The 19,346-nt window shown below is 40.4% G+C and carries 19 protein-coding genes and 2 pseudogenes; 9 read left to right on the top strand and 12 right to left on the bottom strand.

Annotated elements, in window-relative coordinates; translation table 11 throughout:
• On the top strand, window positions 1–932 hold a 932-nt coding region (locus GWK51_RS14965), incomplete at its 5' end, for a TauD/TfdA family dioxygenase (protein WP_216071784.1).
• 11 nt (window positions 933–943) lie between these two features.
• The gene (locus tag GWK51_RS14960) at window positions 944–1,849 is read left to right on the top strand and encodes an AEC family transporter (RefSeq protein WP_161934307.1); all 906 of its coding nucleotides are present in this window, start codon (window positions 944–946) and stop codon (window positions 1,847–1,849) included.
• Window positions 1,850–1,938: 89 nt separating this feature from the next.
• On the opposite strand, the gene GWK51_RS14955 is transcribed toward GWK51_RS14960, so the two are convergent.
• The 3 genes and pseudogenes from GWK51_RS14955 to GWK51_RS14945 all read right to left on the bottom strand — a co-directional run bounded on the left by GWK51_RS14955 (window position 1,939) and on the right by GWK51_RS14945 (window position 3,821).
• A complete protein-coding gene (locus GWK51_RS14955; RefSeq protein ID WP_161934306.1) occupies window positions 1,939–2,277 on the bottom strand; it encodes a DUF6616 family protein in 339 nt (112 codons plus the stop codon).
• 2 nt (window positions 2,278–2,279) lie between these two features.
• Window positions 2,280–2,771 carry a MarR family winged helix-turn-helix transcriptional regulator gene (locus GWK51_RS14950; RefSeq protein ID WP_161934305.1) on the bottom strand — a complete coding sequence of 164 codons (492 nt, stop codon included), beginning with the start codon at window positions 2,769–2,771 and terminating at the stop codon, window positions 2,280–2,282.
• A 120-nt stretch (window positions 2,772–2,891) separates the two neighbouring features.
• A pseudogene (locus tag GWK51_RS14945) lies at window positions 2,892–3,821 on the bottom strand (IS5 family transposase).
• Between the two features lie 57 nt (window positions 3,822–3,878).
• Between GWK51_RS14945 and GWK51_RS14940 the strand changes: the two are divergent.
• From GWK51_RS14940 to GWK51_RS14925, 4 genes and pseudogenes are all read left to right on the top strand, one after another.
• Window positions 3,879–4,073: pseudogene (locus GWK51_RS14940) on the top strand (IS481 family transposase); the annotation flags it as partial.
• A gap of 261 nt (window positions 4,074–4,334) precedes the next feature.
• Window positions 4,335–6,563, top strand: coding sequence for an OsmC domain/YcaO domain-containing protein (locus GWK51_RS14935; RefSeq protein WP_161934304.1), 2,229 nt, complete (start codon window positions 4,335–4,337; stop codon window positions 6,561–6,563).
• A 428-nt stretch (window positions 6,564–6,991) separates the two neighbouring features.
• On the top strand, window positions 6,992–8,515 hold the full coding sequence (locus GWK51_RS14930; protein WP_161934303.1) for a cryptochrome/photolyase family protein: 1,524 nt from the start codon (window positions 6,992–6,994) through the stop codon (window positions 8,513–8,515).
• A gap of 4 nt (window positions 8,516–8,519) precedes the next feature.
• Window positions 8,520–8,675: a DUF2256 domain-containing protein gene (locus GWK51_RS14925; RefSeq protein WP_161934302.1), complete on the top strand. Its 156-nt coding sequence runs from the start codon at window positions 8,520–8,522 to the stop codon at window positions 8,673–8,675.
• Between the two features lie 62 nt (window positions 8,676–8,737).
• Here the strand turns inward: GWK51_RS14925 and GWK51_RS14920 are convergent, their stop codons facing one another.
• Entirely contained in the window at window positions 8,738–8,986 is a 249-nt protein-coding gene (locus GWK51_RS14920) for a TIGR03643 family protein (RefSeq protein ID WP_161934316.1), read from the bottom strand.
• A gap of 219 nt (window positions 8,987–9,205) precedes the next feature.
• On the opposite strand from GWK51_RS14920, the gene GWK51_RS14915 reads away from it, so the two are divergent.
• Genes GWK51_RS14915 through GWK51_RS14905 form a run of 3 tightly spaced genes read left to right on the top strand, consistent with a single transcriptional unit; the run spans window position 9,206 to window position 10,965 of the window.
• On the top strand, window positions 9,206–9,778 hold the full coding sequence (locus GWK51_RS14915; protein WP_407925993.1) for a nuclear transport factor 2 family protein: 573 nt from the start codon (window positions 9,206–9,208) through the stop codon (window positions 9,776–9,778).
• Window positions 9,751–10,251 (top strand): chalcone isomerase family protein, encoded by a 501-nt coding sequence (locus GWK51_RS14910; protein ID WP_142768413.1) that lies wholly within the window; start codon window positions 9,751–9,753, stop codon window positions 10,249–10,251. Before GWK51_RS14915 ends, GWK51_RS14910 begins: the two co-directional genes overlap by 28 nt.
• 18 nt (window positions 10,252–10,269) lie before the next feature.
• Entirely contained in the window at window positions 10,270–10,965 is a 696-nt protein-coding gene (locus GWK51_RS14905; RefSeq protein ID WP_161934301.1) for a response regulator transcription factor, read from the top strand.
• On the opposite strand, the gene GWK51_RS14900 is transcribed toward GWK51_RS14905, so the two are convergent.
• From GWK51_RS14900 to GWK51_RS14865, 8 genes are all read right to left on the bottom strand, one after another.
• Window positions 10,962–12,287 (bottom strand): sensor histidine kinase, encoded by a 1,326-nt coding sequence (locus GWK51_RS14900; RefSeq protein ID WP_161934300.1) that lies wholly within the window; start codon window positions 12,285–12,287, stop codon window positions 10,962–10,964. The genes GWK51_RS14905 and GWK51_RS14900 overlap by 4 nt on opposite strands.
• Before the next feature lie 28 nt (window positions 12,288–12,315).
• Window positions 12,316–13,365 (bottom strand): SAM-dependent methyltransferase, encoded by a 1,050-nt coding sequence (locus GWK51_RS14895; protein ID WP_161934299.1) that lies wholly within the window; start codon window positions 13,363–13,365, stop codon window positions 12,316–12,318.
• A gap of 8 nt (window positions 13,366–13,373) precedes the next feature.
• On the bottom strand, window positions 13,374–14,153 hold the full coding sequence (locus GWK51_RS14890; RefSeq protein ID WP_161934314.1) for a DUF1295 domain-containing protein: 780 nt from the start codon (window positions 14,151–14,153) through the stop codon (window positions 13,374–13,376).
• A gap of 27 nt (window positions 14,154–14,180) precedes the next feature.
• A complete protein-coding gene (locus tag GWK51_RS14885; RefSeq protein ID WP_161934298.1) occupies window positions 14,181–15,380 on the bottom strand; it encodes an SAM-dependent methyltransferase in 1,200 nt (399 codons plus the stop codon).
• Window positions 15,381–15,386: 6 nt separating this feature from the next.
• Window positions 15,387–16,172 carry a DUF1365 domain-containing protein gene (locus GWK51_RS14880; protein ID WP_161934297.1) on the bottom strand — a complete coding sequence of 262 codons (786 nt, stop codon included), beginning with the start codon at window positions 16,170–16,172 and terminating at the stop codon, window positions 15,387–15,389.
• A 21-nt stretch (window positions 16,173–16,193) separates the two neighbouring features.
• The gene (locus GWK51_RS14875; protein WP_161934296.1) at window positions 16,194–17,459 is read right to left on the bottom strand and encodes an NAD(P)/FAD-dependent oxidoreductase; all 1,266 of its coding nucleotides are present in this window, start codon (window positions 17,457–17,459) and stop codon (window positions 16,194–16,196) included.
• On the bottom strand, window positions 17,456–18,436 hold the full coding sequence (locus GWK51_RS14870) for an acyl-CoA desaturase (protein WP_161934295.1): 981 nt from the start codon (window positions 18,434–18,436) through the stop codon (window positions 17,456–17,458). The genes GWK51_RS14875 and GWK51_RS14870 overlap by 4 nt, the downstream gene beginning before the upstream one ends.
• A gap of 125 nt (window positions 18,437–18,561) precedes the next feature.
• Window positions 18,562–19,122, bottom strand: coding sequence for a lipocalin family protein (locus GWK51_RS14865; protein ID WP_161934294.1), 561 nt, complete (start codon window positions 19,120–19,122; stop codon window positions 18,562–18,564).
• Window positions 19,123–19,346 lie beyond the last annotated feature (224 nt).

The raw sequence follows: 19,346 nt of genomic DNA, 5'->3' as shown, positions 1-19,346 counted from the left end.
TAATAATCAAATTGCGTCATAGGAACATCATGCAAATCAAGATTGACGAACATTGTGCTAATTCTTGGAAAAATGAATTAAAAGCATTGCCAGAATTTAATGAATGCCTTACATCATCAATTATCGAACACAGTGCGAGTTTGGCAAGAAAGTATCTCAATTTAAGAGATATTCATTTAAATGAACTCCGTATAGGTGGAGGTCTAATTGAGTTTTCAAATCTCCCCATTGATGATCAGTTGTGCCCACCACCGACAAGTGCCTCCAGACCCTACACAAAGGGATATATTTCAGAGCTCGTTCTTTTGGGTGTCACAAAGGCTTGTGGTTTGAATCCATTTGCCTTCAAAGAAGAAAAGCAAGGTGCTTTGGTCCATGAGATCACCCCTGTTGATCGTGCTGATAATAAAAGCATCTCAAGTGAAGGCGTGGCAGAGTTCGACTTTCATACCGATGGAGCCTATTTGTCGAGAAATATCAGACCACACACCCTGTCGTTGATGTGTCTAGTAGATGAAAAAAAGACTTCGACTAACTTGGTCAAGCTATCTGATGTTGTAAACAAGCTCAGCCAGAAATCCAGAGAAGTCTTGGTTGAACCTCGTTTTGTACATACAGCCCCTGAAACATTCAAAGTAAAGAACAGACGTATTCGAAGTTCTATCTTTGACTTGGTGGATGGGCATTACGAAATCAAGGCTGCTTTACATAACGTCAATGCGACTGATGAAGCAAGCGAGTGTGCTTTATTTGAATTAAAAACCGCTGTCTCTGAATGCCAAGTTCAAAAGTCTTGGGGTGCTGGGGATCTGATTATTTTTAATAATCTTCGTTGTTTACATGGGCGTGGTGAGATTACAGGGAAACGATGGCTGCAGAAATGTTATGGAACATACACATTCTCATCAGCCACAGTTTTGGATATTGAATAGTTGGTTTTAAGATGATTTTTGAAGTTGTATTAAGCGTTTTTTTATTAATCGCAATCTCTGTTGTTGGTTGGATAGTTGGTAAAAAGTTAAAATTGGACTCAAAAGATATTTCAACATTGCTTGTTTATATTATTTCTCCTTTTGTGATCTTTTATTCGATTGTGGAATCCCCTGCCAATTGGACATATCTGAAGTATTCTTTGGGTGCATTTTTACTGGCATCCTTCATGGCTATTGCTGGTCTAATGTTCGCAAGATGTTTCTGGAAAGATAGTCGTGTAAACCTATTTGGCTTTGCTGCTGGCACAGGGAACACTGGTTATTTTGCGCTTCCACTGGTACTCGCAATCTTTGACAAAACACAAATTGCGATCGCTATTTTTATCATTATCGGCATTAACCTCTATGAGTTTACAGTCGGCTATTTTCTTACCGCTAAGGGCTCATTAAATGTAAAAGAGAGTATTTTTAAAGTCGTTAAAATGCCGATCTTGTACGCAGCATTTATTGGTATCGTTTTTAAATATCTCGATATTCAATTTAACGATGTACTCCTTTCATTTCTGGCGAACTTTAAAGGTGCATATAGTGTTTTAGGCATGATGACTATCGGTATCACGATTGCAAAATTCTCTAAAATTGAAGTGGATTGGCTTTTCTCAGCCTTATCATTGACATGGAAGCATCTTATTTACCCAATTGTTGGCATATTGATCTTCATGTTTATTATTCCAGTAGATAAACAAATCTTGCAGATTATTGCTCTCATGGTTGCTACACCAATGGCTGGCAATGTTGTTGTAATCTCAAATACTTTGGGCTTACACCCCGAAAAAGCGGCTACGTCAGTCATGTTAAGTACAATGCTGGCTTTGGTTACGGTTCCTATCGCACTTTATTTTGTTATTAATTTCTAATCCTTAGTTAATGATAAAACGCCTTCAAATTGTAAGGCGTTTTATCTCTTAACAGGACTATAAGGCTGTTAATTGTTAATGGAGGCAAATTATATTTTAGAAAGAGCTTCAAGGTGCTCGGCAAAGTTACCTTCCTTGCCAGCTGCATTTACATGATCAAAGTAATCATACCAACCGCTTGCTTTAATGCCAGTAAGTAACGCATCACGAGCTTCTTCATTTGGGAAGTACCAGACACCTAAAAATTGATGTTCACTACTCTGATCAACTTGTGAGTCGATTTGAGTGAGTGTCAATGCTTTAACACCAAGTTCCGTTAACTGGCCCATCGCTGCACCAATATTATTTAAGTATTGAGTACGCTCATCTGAAGACAAGCCTTTCCAAGTTGAATTAGGTGTATAAAGTTCGATGAGATACTGATTCATAATTATTCCTTGTTATTGAGGTTATTCGAAACCTTTGCGAGTAATTGGGTGAATTGTTGTCGTTCTTGTGAAGTTAAATTCCCGAATATTTTGGCGATCCAACGGCTATGCTGCTCAAATACATTTTTAGCGATCGACTTACCTTTTGCTGTAAGTTGAATTTTTAAGGCTCGGCGGTCTTCAGGATCGGCATGTCTCTCTACTAAGCCCTCACGCTCCAAACCATCAACCAAGCCAGTCACCGTTGGTCGAGTAATGCCTACTTGTTCAGCTAAATCTTTTGGGGCAATCCCATCTTCGGCAGCATCAAGTAAGAACAAAAGAATAAATCTGCCTTCTGATAGTCCATGTACAGCCAGTTGTTCTGCACAATCAGCATCAATATGCGTAGCCAATGAAAGTGCCATGAAACACAGTTCTATACTCTCAATATCAGGCAGTTGGCGTTTGTTTGCTTCACTTAAAAGCACTTGATACTTTTTTTCGAGATTCATTTAATTAGCTACAATATAATAAGCCACCTAACTCTATTAACATCCGTATGTATTTGTCAATGACGACTGGCTTTGTTGCACAAAGATTTAAAAATTAAAGCTACTCTGAGCTACTCAATTTTAAGATACAACTCGGGTATGAGGTCGGCCTAATTCCGTAAATTCATTTAATACTGCCACACGTGCATGAATCTCATTGACTTGGCTTTGAAAGTTTCTCGCACTAAGTTTATCCCCCAATAATTTGATGCAATGCATCTTGGTTTCAACCAAACTGCGCCGATGCTAACCTGACCATTTTTTCCATATTGTTCTTACTAAATACTTAACTGTTCGAAGTAATTCATTTTGCTCCAGAGAATGAACTTTTGTATCTTTCCAAGGTCTCGCATTTTTCCTAGGTGGAATCACTGCATGTGCTTGCCGATCCGAAATTACTTGACGGCATTGTTTTGTGTCATAAGCCCCATCAGTATATACGGAGTCAATCTGCTCATCTTGTGGAATCTGATCAAGTAAATCACCAAGTACCTGCGAATCACTCACATTGTTAGTGCTGAGCTGAACTGCCCGTATTTGAAGGGTTTCAGCATCTATACCAATATGTAATTTACGCCATTGGCGGCGATATTCTGGCCTATGTTTCTTGCGTTTCCATTCGCCTTCTCCTAAAAATTTTAAGCCAGTAGAGTCGACAAGCAGATGTAGTCCATCACTTTTTTGATAACCAATTACAAGATCAATACGCCTTTATCTTCTGCAAATAGTGGAATAATCTGGCGCTGTCCAATCTAAACCACAAAGCTGAATGAGACTTTGAACAAAGCCAGTGACCATACGCAAAGATAACCGAAATAAAGATTTGATCATCAAACAACACTGAATAGCTACATCAGAATAGGTTTGATTTCGACCATGTTTACCTTTTGATTGAGCATACCATTGAGTTTTAGAATTCAACCAAATCGAGATGTTTCCTCGATTAATTAAGGCTTGATTGTATTTGAACCAGTTGGTTGTATGGTAGATTTTAGGTGCAGGCTTGTTCATCTGAGAATTATATTGCTGAATCAGACCTTACGAACAGCTTTGTGCAACAAAGCCATGAAGTTTTATCAAATTACATTTCGAAAGAAGCTGTATAGCAGAATAGAGGAATTACAAACTGATCTAGACGTTTGGCTAAAATTCTAAAATACTGAACAAACTCATCAAGGAAAAATGTGCTGTGGTCGCACGCCACTAGAGACACTATTTGTTTGGAAGCGAATTTGGGCTGAGAAGAATTTAGCTCAAATTTAACCTTACAGGTACCTAAAAAAATGGATAACGGCAAGATTGGGTTTGACCTAGTAAATTTAAATAAATCTAAAGATAGCATTTCCACTTTTAGATATAAATCTGTAAAATTAGCTCGCATTCGTTAAGCCGTTTTTTAATCAGCCCCAATTCTTTGACTGATTCTTTTTGCAAATCAATTTCTTCATTGCATTCTGCTTTTAATTCAATATTTTAGATGCATATCTGTCTGGTTTAGGCTGATAAGCTTCATTAGGTGCCCACATGGAAATTAAAGTCAATTATCTCGATAACCTTCGACTCGAAGCTAAATTTGATGACTTTACTGTAATTGCTGACCAACCAATTCGCTACAAAGGCGATGGTTCAGCACCAGGACCTTTCGACTATTTCTTAGCATCTTCAGCGATGTGTGCAGCATACTTTGTCAAGGTCTATTGCCTTGCGCGTAACATTCCAACCGATAACATTCGCTTATCGCAAAATAATATTGTCGACCCTGAAGATCGCTATAAACAAATTTTTAAAATCCAAGTTGAACTTCCTGCGGATATTTCAGAAAAAGACCGCCAAGGGATTTTACGTTCGATTGATCGCTGTACGGTTAAGAAAGTGATTCAAACCGGACCTGATTTTGTGATTGAAGAAGTTGAAAGTATTGATGCAGATGCGCAAGCACTTTTAATGCCGAATTTAGCTTCTGAACACCTCACCCATATCACAGGTAAGGATTTACCTTTAGAGGAAACCATTGCCAACATGTCAGGCTTATTGGCTGACTTGGGCATGAAAATTGAAATTGCCTCTTGGCGTAATATTGTGCCAAATGTGTGGTCATTGCATATTCGCGATGCACATTCGCCAATGTGTTTCTCGAACGGTAAAGGTGCGACTAAAGAAAGTGCTTTAGCATCAGCATTGGGCGAATTCATTGAACGTTTGAACTGCAACTTGTTCTACAACGATCAGTTCTGGGGTGAGGAGATTGCCAATGCCGAGTATGTGCATTATCCAGAAGAAAAATGGTTCCAGCCTGGACCAAATGGTGAATTGCCGCCAGAAATTTTAGACGAATATTGCAAAGCCATTTACGACCCTGAAAATGAACTTTTGGGTACTCATTTATACGACACCAACTCAGGCAATATTGAACGTGGTATTTGCTCACTGCCATACGTGCGTCAGTCCGATGGTGAGGTGGTGTACTTCCCAACCAATCTAATTGAAAACTTATATTTAAGTAACGGGATGAGCGCGGGCAATACCCTTGCTGAAGCACAAGTCCAATGTTTATCTGAGATTTTTGAACGTGCAGTAAAGCGTGAAATTATTGAAGGTGAAATTGCGCTGCCAGATGTTCCTGCTGACGTACTGGCGAAATATCCAAGTATTATTGAAGGCATTAAAGGTTTAGAAGAACAAGGCTTCCCTATTTTAGTCAAAGATGCATCTCTGGGCGGTCAGTTCCCTGTGATGTGTGTAACCTTAATGAATCCACGTACGGGTGGCGTATTTGCCTCTTTCGGTGCGCATCCAAATATGCAAGTGGCGATTGAACGCAGCCTGACCGAACTGATGCAAGGTCGTAGTTTTGAAGGCTTGAATGATTTACCACAACCCACCTTTAGCTCTCACGCTGTGACAGAGCCGAACAACTTTGTGGAACACTTCATTGACTCGAGTGGTCTGGTCTCTTGGCGTTTCTTCAGTGCAAAATCTGAGTATGACTTTGTCGAATGGGATTTTAGTGCTGAAGGACATGCGAAAAATGTTGATGAAGCCAAGACTTTATTTGATATCTTGAAAGACATGGGCAAAGAAGTGTATATGGCAGTTTATGAGCATTTAGGTGCGACAGCTTGCCGTATTTTAGTACCTGACTATTCAGAAGTGTATTTGGTTGAAGACTTAATCTGGGACAACACCAATAAAGCCTTGTTGTTCCGTGAAGATACGCTGAATTTACATCGTTTGGATGATGAACAGTTAGAAGCGTTAGTTGAACGTTTAGAAGAAAGCGAACTCGATGACTATACTGACATCAAGACCCTAATCGGGATCGAATTTGATGACAATACAGTGTGGGGGCAGCTCACCATTCTTGAACTCAAACTCATGATTTATCTTGCATTGCAGCAATTTGAAGAAGCCAAAGACTTGGTTGAAACCTTCTTGCAATACAACACCAACACCGTTGAACGTGGTTTATTCTACCAATGTTTAAATGTGGTGCTCGAAGTTGAAATTGATGATGAAATGGAACTTGAAGATTATGAAGTGAATTTCCGTCGTATGTTTGGTGATGAACGTATGGATGCCGCTGTCGGTTCAGTCAATGGCAGTGTTCGCTTCTACGGTTTAACGCCAACCAGCATGAAACTGGAAGGACTAGATCGTCATCAACGTTTGCTCGATAGCTACCAAAAATTGCATGCTGCACGAGCTAAATATTCGAGCATCTTTAAAGCGGAATCGCTAGTTAGTTCGATCTGATCCAGTTTCGAGTATAGAAAAGCTTTGGGTCATACTTCACTTTAAAGAAGTATGACCATTTTCTCTGTTCATCTAACGAGGAAAAGTTAACTTAGCTGAACACCATATTTTATGGTTGATCAACTTTGTTGCATAAATTGCCGATAATGTCTGAATATTTTTTTGTTTAAGTTCTTATCACATAAATTCGAAGAATTGAAAGTACAACTTTTACATAAGAAATTGAATTTATTAATCCTATATCTAATTTTCAAACCAATCACTATAGCTTGTATAAAAATATATATTAAACCTCTGCATTATCAACAAAATAGATTAACAAATAAGTACATCACTAAATCGCTTCTAAAGTTTTAAAACATTGCTTCACAGAAAATTGAGTTCTAAAGACTTACACTGATAAGTATCCTTCTAATGAAGTCCAGCTCATGCGTTTTGGTTTAATTTTAGGTGATCAATTAAATCACCAACTCGCCACTCTCAAGTATTTAAACCCCGCAGAAGATCTCATTCTTATGGCGGAAGTACTTGAAGAAACAACGTATGTTGCACATCATCCACAAAAAATAGCACTGATCTTTAGTGCCATGCGTCATTTTGCTAAAGAGCTAAAAGCTGCAGGTTGGAAAATTCGTTATCACACCTTCAAACGGGGTAGCGAGATAAAAAAACTGCTTGATTTCATTCAGCGTCAGCAACAGTTATTCCCTGCAAGCTCACTTGTGATCACGCAATGTGGTGAATATCGTTTACAGCATGAAATTGAAACTGCATGGGGCAACGCCCTGCAACTCCCCATTGTTTGTTTGGAGGATGATCGCTTCTTTTGCGGTATAGAACAATTTAATCAATGGGCTAAAAAATACAAAACCCTGCGCATGGAATATTTCTATCGAGAAATGCGCAAGCAAACTCAATATTTAATGCATGAACAGCAACCTATAGGTGGGCAATGGAATTTTGATCAAGCCAATCGTAAAGCATGGTCAGGCAATCCACCGCTGACCAGCCCATTAGTATTTGAACGTGATCAAATTGATCAAGATGTAATTGAGCTAGTCAAAAAAGAGTTTTCTCAACATATCGGTAGTATAGAACCATTTCACTGGGCAACCACGCGTCAGAATGCATTGCTTGCACTCCATCATTTTATTACGCAGTGTTTGCCCTACTTTGGTGATTATCAAGATGCCATGATTCATGGCTCAGATTTTATGTTTCACAGCCTGCTTTCACCTTACTTAAATTGTGGCTTACTCTTGCCCAAAGAAGTCTGTGATGCTGCGCAAATGGCTTATTACAATGGTCAAGCACCCTTGAATGCCGTCGAAGGTTTTATTCGACAGATTTTAGGCTGGCGAGAATATGTCCGCGGAATTTACTGGTTATACATGCCTGAATATCGTGACCAAAATGCACTCCAGCATACAACGCCTTTACCCCAATATTACTGGACAGGCGATACTAAAATGGCATGTATGGCTGAATGTTTCCGTAATACATTTCAACATGCTTATGCCCATCATATTCAGCGCTTAATGATTACGGGGAACTTTGCACTTTTGACTGGTGTCCATCCACAAGAAATTTGCGAATGGTATTTAGCTGTCTATGCCGATGCTTATGAATGGGTCGAATTACCCAATACCATAGGCATGGTGATGCATGCCGATGGTGGTTTAATGGCAACTAAGCCTTATGCAGCATCAGGCAATTACATTCATAAAATGTCAGATTATTGCCAGCACTGTACGTATAACGTCAAGACCAAAACGGAAGCAGACAGCTGCCCATTTAATAGCCTGTATTGGTATTTTATGCTTCGGCATGAGGCTTTACTTCGACACAACCCACGAATGTCTATGGTCTATAAAACTCTTGATCGACTGCAAGACAAAGCAAAGATTATGGCTCATGCCCAGTCACTATTGAAACAACTTGATCAATTGTAAAACTATGAAAAAACAACATTTACCCGAAAAGATATGTGCCTATTGCCAACGCCCTTTTCTTTGGCGGAAAAAGTGGCAACGTTGCTGGGATGAGGTGAAGTATTGCTCCGAAAGATGTAAACGCCATGCCCGTACAAAAAGTAAATCTGCCACCTCATAATTACAATCAAAGCTGTCATGATCTTGAATATCTACGATATATTTAAATTATTTCCACTTAACTTAAGCCTGTTTATACTGACGTGAACAGTAAGCTCGGCTAATTTCAGGTGATCGTAACTGTTGATGCTTGCTTTTACGCCCTGCCATACGTTTGCGCCATAATTTAAAACTGCCCGCTTTTAAATTCTGCCGCATCAAACGTACAACTGCAGCTTCATTTAAACCATACTCACGCGCTATCGCTTCAAAAGGCGTCCGATCTTCCCACGCCATTTCAATAATTCTAGACAAATCTTGTTCCACAAACATATTCACACCATCCCCTTTTTTAAATGCCAAATGTTTAACCTAGACCGTTTCACAATCACTTGATTCAGCCTACATCACATCTATGCTCTAGGGTGAATCATAGAAAATTGAACATGAATTTTTTGTGATGATTTCTTTTTGAAATTTATTTTAGCGACAAAATTTTTCACGTTCACTTCACATCACTTTACTTACATTAAATAAAAACAATGGAAGAGTGTGATGAAAATTTTTACAACACTAATGACCACTGTGGTGACTGTGCTGGGACTCTCTGCCTGCAAAAGTCTTCCGAGTTATAGCCAAGACTACACTCAAGCAGATCAGAATATCCAAGGGATTAACTTAAATGATGAACAAGCTCACGAGATAGGCTCCCGTTTTGTCGCGGCCTTCAATACATTGGGAACGCCAACTTTTGTGAATCAAGCGAGTAGTCTCTATGCAGATCAGTTATATATTAATGATACGTTGTCTCAATTTTCTAACAAACAAGACCTGATTCAGCATTTTGAAGGCATGAATAACCGCGTCAGCAATGTCAGCGTAAAATTAATCAGTGCAACACATCATGAAGATTCAGCCTATATTCATTGGTATATGGCTTATGATTTCAAGATGTTTGGACGTAGTAAAACTATGGCATCTTATGGCATTAGTGAAATCAAGATTAATGCAAAGCAACAAATCATTTTCCAGCAAGATTACTGGGATCCTGCCAATGGTCTGTATCGTTCATTACCTATTTTTGGAGGGGCTTACAAATGGGTCTTACCATTCAAAAAATCTTGATGAGCTTGGTCGGCGCGACAACATTCATGGTCAGTCTATCGACTAATGCGACCAGTCTAGATAAATGCAACAGCGCCCCGCTGATTGTGACCAAAAAAAATGTCGGTAGGGTGAGCTATTTCGCAACCAATTGTCAAAAATCTTGGGAAAAACAGACCATACGCCTAGATTTTAACTATAACCACGACATTCCAGAATGGGCATTTAAGCAGGCTGCATCCTATTTCTTAAAGAAAAATGTGGCCGGCTTTAATGAAAACTCACAGTTAAACCATATTACTCAACTCTATCAGCCAGTGAAACAGGGCGATTTGTACAGCCTCTACTATCAACATGAAAATCAGATACTTGAATTAAAATTGAATCAAAAAAAGTTAGGCGCAATACGTGATCCGAATGCCAACCAATATTTTAAAATCTGGTTTGGCACTGCCCCTTTTAATGCTAAATTAAAGCAACAATTATTAAATTAATCGGCAATTTTTTAGCATATGAGTAATCACTTTATCCTCATGGTGGAGGATCATTTCGAACTTGCGGCAACAGTATGCGAGTTTTTAGAAGCACATGGCTATGTGATTGATCATGCACGCAACCTAGATGCAGCTAAAACATTGCTCAAATCACAGCACTACAACTTATTACTATTGGATATTAATTTACCCGATGGTTCAGGATATGACCTATGCGAGTGGATTCGCAACCAGCAAAATTTAGATATTCCTGTATTGATGCTCACAGCGCGTGACACACTAGATGACAAACTCAAAGGCTTTGCAGCAGGCACAGATGATTATCTGGTTAAACCCTTCGATTTTAATGAACTGGTGATGCGTATTCGTGCGCTCATTAAACGCGCTTTGGGTGAGGTCGCCAATCATAAGTTGCAAATACATGATCTGGTGCTGGATAGTGCTACACAGACCGTCTCACGTGCGGGACAAAGCATAGAGCTGCCGCCCATTCAGTTCAAACTCCTGAAAATTTTGATGCGCAATTCACCCAAAGTAATTACCAAACAAGAGATCATGATTGAATTATGGGGCGATGAGGAACCCGAAAGTGATGCCCTACGCAGCCATATTTATAACCTGCGTAAAATGATCGACAAACCATTCTCACAGAAACTACTGCATACGGTTTCAGGGGTCGGTGTGAAAATTTCGATGGAGTCTGGAGAATATTAATAAAAATAAACCACCACAACCAAGCCTGTACTCACGGCTAAATTCAGTTCGGGATGCACAGACAAATAATATTCCCGATCAAACAATTCCACACACCAACCGAGCTGTTTACACAGTTTCTCGACCAGTTGTAAGCCAATACCATGCCCTTTAATTTCAAAATCGAGTTGAGAACTATTTAGTTCCTGTACTTTGCCATCATTCGGCAGATTAATTCCAATACCATTGTCCGCAATTAAGAGGCTATGCTTCTGCTGAATGATATGAATGTCTGATCCTTGCGAATAATTCAGTGCATTTCTGAGAATATTACTCAGCACCATTTTGGTCATGGAAGGATAAAGATTCCGAAGCTGCTCAGATGTATCCTGTTGCACATAAATGCGGATACCCTTGCTTTGACTTACCGCTTGTAATGAATCGACTAAATCTTCAATAATTTCAGACAATAGCATCTGTTCTGATGCCAAATGTTGCGTTGTATTTCGGGCAATCGCCAATAAAGTGTCGACCAAAAGCTGCATATCATCAATGGTGTTATTTAAGCGGGTAAAAACCTTATCTTGCCCATATCGCGCCTGACAGAGCTGCACATTGCCTTTTAAAATAGTGAGTGGTGTGCGCAATTCATGACTGACATCACCTGTGAACTCGCGTTCGCGTTGAATAAACTCACTCAGCACTTGATGATATTTTTCGAGTGCCTGCTTCAGATATTCCGCTTCCATATTGCCATTGGTATTAATATCTTGAAATGGAGAGGCTTGCTTATTGTGATGTGCCCAATCAATATGTTCCAAGGCATTTGCGAGTCGAGTGATTGGCGAAAAATAGCGTTTGGCACGGCGATTTGACCACCATAGAAAACTGTAAAGAATAAATAGGCTGAACATGAGTGGTGCTAGACCAAACAACCAGACCAGCTTATTGACATTACTTTCACCAAAGACCAGTAAGACATGCTGTCCATTTTGCTCACCATATACGGTCATACGTTCTTTACCATCCACCCAGATCCGATGCACACCTAAATTTAAAGAAAGATTCTGAAACTGTTCAGGTGGAGTACTGCTGGTCCAGCGATAACCGTAAAGATTTTTGGTATCAGGCAAATCGGCTTTTGGATCACGCTCTACCCGTGACCAGTAATGTGCCATCTCTTGTTCTAATGCGGTCTTTAATAATGAACCTTTAATCACCCAAGCACTACAGCCAATTCCAATAATAATCGACAGCGCAATCAACCCAATTTGCAACCAGTAATAACGATTGAAAATTTCAGTTAAAGCATGTTTTTGAAAGTGTGCTTGGGATTTCTGCATATAATTTCCCTAAATCAATAACCCTTCTTCAAGTGGTCTTTTTGTGAAATAAGAAATGACTAATGACCCATTCTTGACCCTGCTCAAAACCAAATAATTCAGCACAGGCCATGAAAAAGATTCGCCAGCGTTGCCACCAAGCATCAGCCTCTTTGCCATAGGTTTGCTCAAAAATAGGTTTAAGCGCTATTGCATGTGCATCCATATTTTCTAACCAAGCATTGGCTGTTCTTTCATAATGTTGACCCGACCACTGCCAATGCTGTTCCAGTTCTAAATGTTCTTGGAAATGTAAAAAGGTGGATACTGAAGGCATAAGCCCACCAGTAAAGAAATATTTAGACATCCAGTCATATTCAGACTTAATTTCAAACGGATAGTGCAAGAAACGGTGACAAAAGATATGACACCACAATAAACCATCTGGCTTGAGCCACCCATTAATTTTTTCAAACAGTCGCTTATAATTTCGAACGTGCTCAAACATTTCGACCGAAACGACCCGATCAAAATAATGATGACTCAGCTCCAACACATTCACATCACACGTGAGTACCTCAATATTTAAAAGCCCACGAATTCTTGCCTGCTTTAAAATATGTTCACGCTGCGTTTTGGAGTTAGAAACTGCGGTAATACGTGCATCCGGGTAACGCTCGGCCATCCATAAAGTGAATGATCCCCAACCACAGCCGAGTTCCAGAATATCTTGGCCGTCTTGCAACTTGGCGCGTTCACTATAAAGTTGCAAGGCAAACTCTTCCGCCTGATCCAATGTGGTTGTGTCATGGGGAAAATAACAGGCACTGTATTTTAGGCGTCTACCCAACACTGCCTGAAAAAATTGTGTCGGCAATTCATAATGTTGTTCATTTGCCTTCTCTGTTTCTATCGCAATTTCACTCTGCTTGAGCATATTCAGCACATCCATATAACGCTGTGCTGCCTGCTCAGGATCATAACGCCCCTCTTGAATCAGACGTTTTTTACTTAGGCCACGAATGGCTGCGCGAATGGCTTGATCTGGAATAAAACCACTTTCCACCAGCTTTAATGATTTTTGAATTATATAATCCATGTGCGTACCTACTTTTTGGGTTTCCACGGAATGAACATTGATGTTCGTTGTTGGTAATCGAGATAATTCTGTCCCCGATTTTTAAGTGCTTGTTGTTCGCTAAACGGAATACCCGTGATGTAATACAAAAACAACCACATCAACACGGGATAGATCCATAATAAATAGAGCCCTGCTGCCAACCCCAAAATGGGATAAACAAACCAATGCATCCATTCAAAAAAATAGTTGGGATGCCGCGAGTAACGCCACAGCCCTTGATCCATAGTTAGTCCACGATGTTGCGGTTGCTGTTTAAAGCGATAGAGCTGCTGATCCGCAATGCTTTCCCCTGCAAAAGCCAGAATTAAGATGATTGCAGCAACGGCCAAATACACAGGATAAGCCGAACTCCAATCTTGTTGTGGTGTGGTCAAGAGGGCCCACATTGGCACGTAGAATAAGAGGGCTAGACCAGCCTGAAAAATAAAAAACTGCAGAAATCCAAAATGCTGAAATTTACCCATGGCACGGCGCATATTGGCATAACGTGTATCTTCGTGCTGTTCGGCAAGATAACGTCTTAACAAATGGGCACACAATCGGATAAACCACAGGCCACTGAAAATGCCAATGAACAGGCGGATCGGTATGGGAGCAACTTCAACCCAAATCGCGGTCAGGATAATATTTAAAGCTAGACAGCCACTCCAAGCGACATCCACGATACCGACACGTCGATTCAAGGTTGCCCAGAGCCAGCAACACAACATAATCACAAGGTTCAGGATCGCGAGTTGAACAAACATCATCTTCCCCTATCTTGATCTGCCGAATTAGTAACTACTGGCTTCAAACAACATATGTACATCGCTAATCACGCCTTCTTTAAAGCCGCCTTCGCAATAACATAAATAGAAGTCCCACATGCGAATAAAGTGTTCATCAAAACCGAGCTGTAAAACCTGTTGTTTCGCATTCAAGAAACGCTCACGCCAATGATGAATGGTCTGCGCATAACTCAGTCCAATATCATCCAACTGTTTCAACCTTAACTTTTGTTCTGAGGCACTTTGGGTGAGCACGCTAATACAAGGGATAAAACTACCTGGGAAAATATAGCGTTTGATGAAATCAACCGTTTTGAGTGCTTTTTCATAGCGTGCATCTTCGATGGTAATGGCTTGAATCAGTGCTAGACCCTGTGGTTTAAGTAACTCGCGACACTTTTTAAAATAAGTCGGAAGATACTGCTCACCCACCGCTTCAATCATTTCAATCGAAACTAATTTGTCGTATTTACCTTCCAGTAAACGGTAATCTTTAAGCTGAACATCAACACGGTGGCTTAAACCCGCTGCCTGTACGCGAGCCACCGCCTCATCGTATTGAGCCTGAGAAATGGTGATGGTGGTGACTTTACAGCCATAATGCTGAGCCGCATAGATGGCAAAACCGCCCCATCCGCTGCCAATTTCCACCAGATGATCGAGAGGTTTGAGTTGTAGTTTTTGACAGATCAACTCTTTCTTTAATTCCGATGCCGCTTCAAGTGACATGTCGGCCTGATGATACACCGCACTGGAGTACATCATGGATTCATCAAGAAAAAGTTTAAAAAAGTCATTACTTAAGTCATAGTGTTCCGCAATGTTTTTACGGCTGCCACTGAGCGTATTTCTGCGGCTTTTGTACCAGTTTTTCAGCACAAACTGACTCAACTGTGCCACGGCATTTTGATTGATTTTATCTAGAACATCGCGATTACGTGCCAAAATCTGAATCAGCTCGACCAGATCATCACTTTTCCAGTCACCACGGATATAACCTTCTGCAGCGCCTAACACACCTTGTTTGAAGATGAGCTGCATGACTTCTGGATTATGCACCTCAACCACCGCATGCAAATCTGAAACTTCTCCGACTGTACCATTCCACACGCCACGAAAACTAATTTGTCCATGACGTAATTTCAGTAAACTTCTGAGTAAAAATGGCAGTGAAGCTTGCTCACCATAAAGAAATGCTTTCATCATGACATGTTAATCCTTATTTTTCTTCGGATGCCGATAAAACGGCACCTTTTTCCACCATAACTGCAAGGCTTGTACATAGATTGAAGCCATCATTTTTAAAGGTTCTAAACTATATCTAAGAGCATAATAATGTTGCTGTGAAGGAAATGTGATGGGACACAAACGAAAACGCATAGTGGCATCAAATATCTGTTTTTGTTGTTCAAACAGTTGCATGTGAATCACATTCAGTGAGTCTGAAAAGTTAAACCGCCAGCGATAATCCAACTCCATGGGCATAAACGGCGAGACATGAAATGATTTCTCAAAACAAAACTCGTAGCCCTTAAAATCCCCATGTGCTTGCAGCGGCTGTCGACAATCATGCAGATAGACTTTACGTTCATTCCAAGGCGTGTTGGTGATTTCACTCAAAATAAAAATAGGCTGCTCATGTTGCGAATCAAAAATGAAATAAAACACCACTGAATTGAAGCGAAAGCCCAGACAGCGCGGTAAAGCCAGAATACGAATCTGCCGGTCCGTCAATAACTCGACCTCGGATTGCTGAGCCAGCACCTGCTCGACTTTTTGTCTGAGACTGCCCTGATAGTATGTTAAGAAATCCGTACTATATAAATTTAAGATATTCCAGTGTTTGTCAGACCATAAGGGGGACTGAGCTGTAATGCGTTCAAGTTGATCGGGATCAAACCACAAGTAATTCAACTTAGCTTCAAATGCATGAGCCTTCGGCATATAACGCCGATGACGGATGCTGGCCTCGGCAATTGCAAGCGGCGTGTTCAACATCTATCAGCTCCATGATTCATATCAAGATAATTTCGCTAAATAATCAACAACACGTGCCGCACTGCGAGCACCATCTTCATGAAAGCCCCAGCCCCAATAAGCACCACAATAAGCAGTACGATTCAGCCCCTGCAACTCTTGCCAACGTGCTTGAGCTTGAATTGCTTTTTGGTCAAACACAGGATGACGATAATGTCGTTGTACCAAAATTTTGGCTGGGTCAATTTTCATATTCGGATTTAAAGTAGCAAAAATTTGAGTTTTACATTGCAGATTCTGCAAATTATTCATCCAGTAGCTAAAACTATATTGTATGACCGCTAAATCTACACCTGCTTCTTCATCTGCTGTGACATGGACATGCCAACTCGCCCATTGCGAACGTTGCCGCGGCATAATCGAGCTATCATGGTGAACGACCATGTGATTATTTTGATAATCAAAGTTTTGTAGAATCTCTCGTTCTAAATCCGTCGCATCTTCCAATAATTGCAACGTATCATCGGCATGACTGGCAAAAACAACCCAATCAAAGGTATGTAAACCTGCATCTGTTTGCACTTCGACACGATCGGAATATCGGCTGACGCTGTGTACTTCCAGATGTTCCCACTGAATGCTCGGGCATTGCTGCCGTATTGCACGAATATAACTATTTGAGCCATTTTTAACTGTTTGCCATTGTGGTCTTGCCTTTAACTGCAACATGCGATGATGCTGGAAGAAACTCACCACAAACTTATAAGGAATTTGTCCAACTTGGTCGACTGGGGTTGACCACAAGGCACCACACATGGGATAGAGATGTTCATGCCGAAACTCTTCTGAGTAATGATGTTGGTTTAAATAACTTTCGATGGTCAGTTCAGCATCACAATCAATTACGGATTGATCTTTATTCTCTTGATAGAAGCGATATAAGTCTAACAACATGCGCCGAAACTTTTGATTTAAAAAGTTTTGTGGACGCTTAAGTAACGACCATTTTTTTGAAGGATTATATTGGAGTCCCGTCACAATATTATTGACTGAAAAACTCATATCGCTGCTTTGTTTCTCTACCCCAAGTTGTGCCAGCATTTCACTAAACAATGGGTAGTTCAAATCATTAAAAACAATAAAGCCACTGTCTACAGCAAGAGTCTGACCTTCAATCTGAAAATGATGCGTATCGGTATGCCCACCAAAATAACTATTTTTTTCAAAGATTGTGACTTGATGCTGTACAGATAATTTCCATGCCGCATAGAGTCCAGAAATACCCGAGCCAATAATCGCAATCTTCATGAAAAATCTTCCTTTTTAAATTTTTTTGGATGGATATAAATGGATGATGCCTTTCGATGACTGGCTGCGTAGACTCGAGCAGGAATAGGCTTTAAGCCCCAAACCAAACCCATCCAAGACATCACTTTTAAGAGGTAATAAGTCACATCGATTTGCCACCAATAGAACCCTTGGCGGGTACTCCCCGCATAGTAATGATGGTTGTTATGCCAACCTTCACCGAGAGTAATAATCGACAGGAGAAAGTTATTACGGCTCTGATCTTTAGTATCAAAATCGCGCGAGCCATATACATGTGCGAGGGAGTTAATACAGAGCGTGGCATGAATCAACAACACGGTTGAAATGATAAAACCCCAAACCAGTAATTGCGGTCCAGAAGTTGAGAATTGCGGATAGGCTACAGCCAGCCATTCGCCTAAGCCATAAATAGCCGCTGCAGTGACTAAAACCACGGGAAGGCTAAAACGGTCCAACCAAATCAACTCTGGATACTTCAACCAATCTTTCACCACTTCTTTTCGGATGGTGAAGTTCTGATCATTCAAAAACCAACCGACATGGCTATACCAAAATCCATGGGTAGAAGAATGCGGATCCTGTTCGGTATCGGTAAATCGATGGTGGTAACGATGATGTGCTGCCCACCATAGAGGACCGCGCTGTGCACTCATGGTGCCAATTAAAGTAAACACAAACTGGACAGCACGCGAAGTTTGAAATGTTTTGTGGGATAAATAGCGATGAAAAAATGCCGTGATGGCGAACATTCGGATCAGATAAAATCCCAACATAAACATCACTGCAAATTTAGACACCCCCACCCAGAACACCGCAAAACAGGCAAGATGCAATACAATGAATGGCAAAATACGCAACCATTGGATGTTTAAGTCTTTTGGACTGTCTGGCTGCACTGTTTGAGTTTTGACATCACCCGACCAGCTGTCCATCCAGCGTAGAAAAAATTTGAACATTGTTTCTTCCGCATTTTGAGTTTTTATATTTGCCTTTCATTTTATGTAGCAGCATATGAAATTTATGTGAAGTTCACCGTCATGTTTGTTTGCGCACCAGAAAAATCACCCATGAATTTCACGCGTTATTCTGGATGAGTTGTTCTTAGCAATTTAGTCACATCATAACCATATTGACGTGCCGTTTGTAAGTAAGATTGGTAGGTCGCTTCGTCAATTTGTGGGCTGCGCGATAAGATCCATAAATACTTATGGCTAGATCCCCCGACCAGTGCAACCTTATATTCAGGATCGACTCTTAAAATCCAATAATCCCCTTTGGTAAAAGGAATCCATCTTAAGCCAGCAGGTAAAAAACTGACCTTTAACTGACTCATACCAGAATTTTGTGGATAAGCGACTCCCTGCGATGAAATCGTCTCACCTGTTTTGGTACGACAGCTATTCAAGACACCGACTGTCTTATCTGAGTTAAGCGTATAATTTGCTGTGGTGTTACTGACACAATTGCGTTGAAAGTACATGGGCAAATGCGCGATTTCGTACCACTGCCCAACATATTGATCAATCTCAATTTGGCTGACGGCGTGCGGCTTTGACGTTTCAGCTTGGGTCGTCAATGATGCGAATAAACCAAAACAGGCGACTACTGTACAGCTTAGGGATGTTTTAAAGAAATTTTGCATTACTCAACCTATTCATCATATTTTTTTCAAAATACACGACTCCCTTGTGAACAAAGCGTGAATTATTCAATGTATTCATCACCATAGCTCAACACTTAAGCAATGAAGTATTTTTAACTTCATTCAACACAGGCTGTATAGATTTAGGCTTGCCCTGATAATTTCAGGAATCCGTGTAAAAACATCTATTTCAATTTAATATTTCTAATCATCGATTTATATAC

The organism is Acinetobacter kanungonis (assembly GCF_009939195.1).
Taxonomy (GTDB): domain Bacteria; phylum Pseudomonadota; class Gammaproteobacteria; order Pseudomonadales; family Moraxellaceae; genus Acinetobacter; species Acinetobacter kanungonis.
Note: the sequence above shows the minus strand (reverse complement) of the source record. Positions and strands in the feature narration are given on the sequence as shown.

Excerpts from the sequence above, each read along its gene's own strand:
- GWK51_RS14960 (WP_161934307.1), top strand. The coding sequence starts at position 944 with ATGATTTTTGAAGTTGTATTAAGCGTTTTTTTATTAATCGCAATCTCT.
- GWK51_RS14930 (WP_161934303.1), top strand. The coding sequence starts at position 6,992 with ATGCGTTTTGGTTTAATTTTAGGTGATCAATTAAATCACCAACTCGCC.
- GWK51_RS14920 (WP_161934316.1), bottom strand. The coding sequence starts at position 8,986 with ATGTTTGTGGAACAAGATTTGTCTAGAATTATTGAAATGGCGTGGGAA.
- GWK51_RS14900 (WP_161934300.1), bottom strand. The coding sequence starts at position 12,287 with ATGCAGAAATCCCAAGCACACTTTCAAAAACATGCTTTAACTGAAATT.
- GWK51_RS14955 (WP_161934306.1), bottom strand. The coding sequence starts at position 2,277 with ATGAATCAGTATCTCATCGAACTTTATACACCTAATTCAACTTGGAAA.
- GWK51_RS14910 (WP_142768413.1), top strand. The coding sequence starts at position 9,751 with ATGGGTCTTACCATTCAAAAAATCTTGATGAGCTTGGTCGGCGCGACA.
- GWK51_RS14905 (WP_161934301.1), top strand. The coding sequence starts at position 10,270 with ATGAGTAATCACTTTATCCTCATGGTGGAGGATCATTTCGAACTTGCG.
- GWK51_RS14865 (WP_161934294.1), bottom strand. The coding sequence starts at position 19,122 with ATGCAAAATTTCTTTAAAACATCCCTAAGCTGTACAGTAGTCGCCTGT.
- GWK51_RS14935 (WP_161934304.1), top strand. The coding sequence starts at position 4,335 with ATGGAAATTAAAGTCAATTATCTCGATAACCTTCGACTCGAAGCTAAA.
- GWK51_RS14875 (WP_161934296.1), bottom strand. The coding sequence starts at position 17,459 with ATGAAGATTGCGATTATTGGCTCGGGTATTTCTGGACTCTATGCGGCA.
- GWK51_RS14950 (WP_161934305.1), bottom strand. The coding sequence starts at position 2,771 with ATGAATCTCGAAAAAAAGTATCAAGTGCTTTTAAGTGAAGCAAACAAA.
- GWK51_RS14925 (WP_161934302.1), top strand. The coding sequence starts at position 8,520 with ATGAAAAAACAACATTTACCCGAAAAGATATGTGCCTATTGCCAACGC.
- GWK51_RS14880 (WP_161934297.1), bottom strand. The coding sequence starts at position 16,172 with ATGTTGAACACGCCGCTTGCAATTGCCGAGGCCAGCATCCGTCATCGG.
- GWK51_RS14890 (WP_161934314.1), bottom strand. The coding sequence starts at position 14,153 with ATGTTTGTTCAACTCGCGATCCTGAACCTTGTGATTATGTTGTGTTGC.
- GWK51_RS14885 (WP_161934298.1), bottom strand. The coding sequence starts at position 15,380 with ATGATGAAAGCATTTCTTTATGGTGAGCAAGCTTCACTGCCATTTTTA.
- GWK51_RS14895 (WP_161934299.1), bottom strand. The coding sequence starts at position 13,365 with ATGGATTATATAATTCAAAAATCATTAAAGCTGGTGGAAAGTGGTTTT.
- GWK51_RS14870 (WP_161934295.1), bottom strand. The coding sequence starts at position 18,436 with ATGTTCAAATTTTTTCTACGCTGGATGGACAGCTGGTCGGGTGATGTC.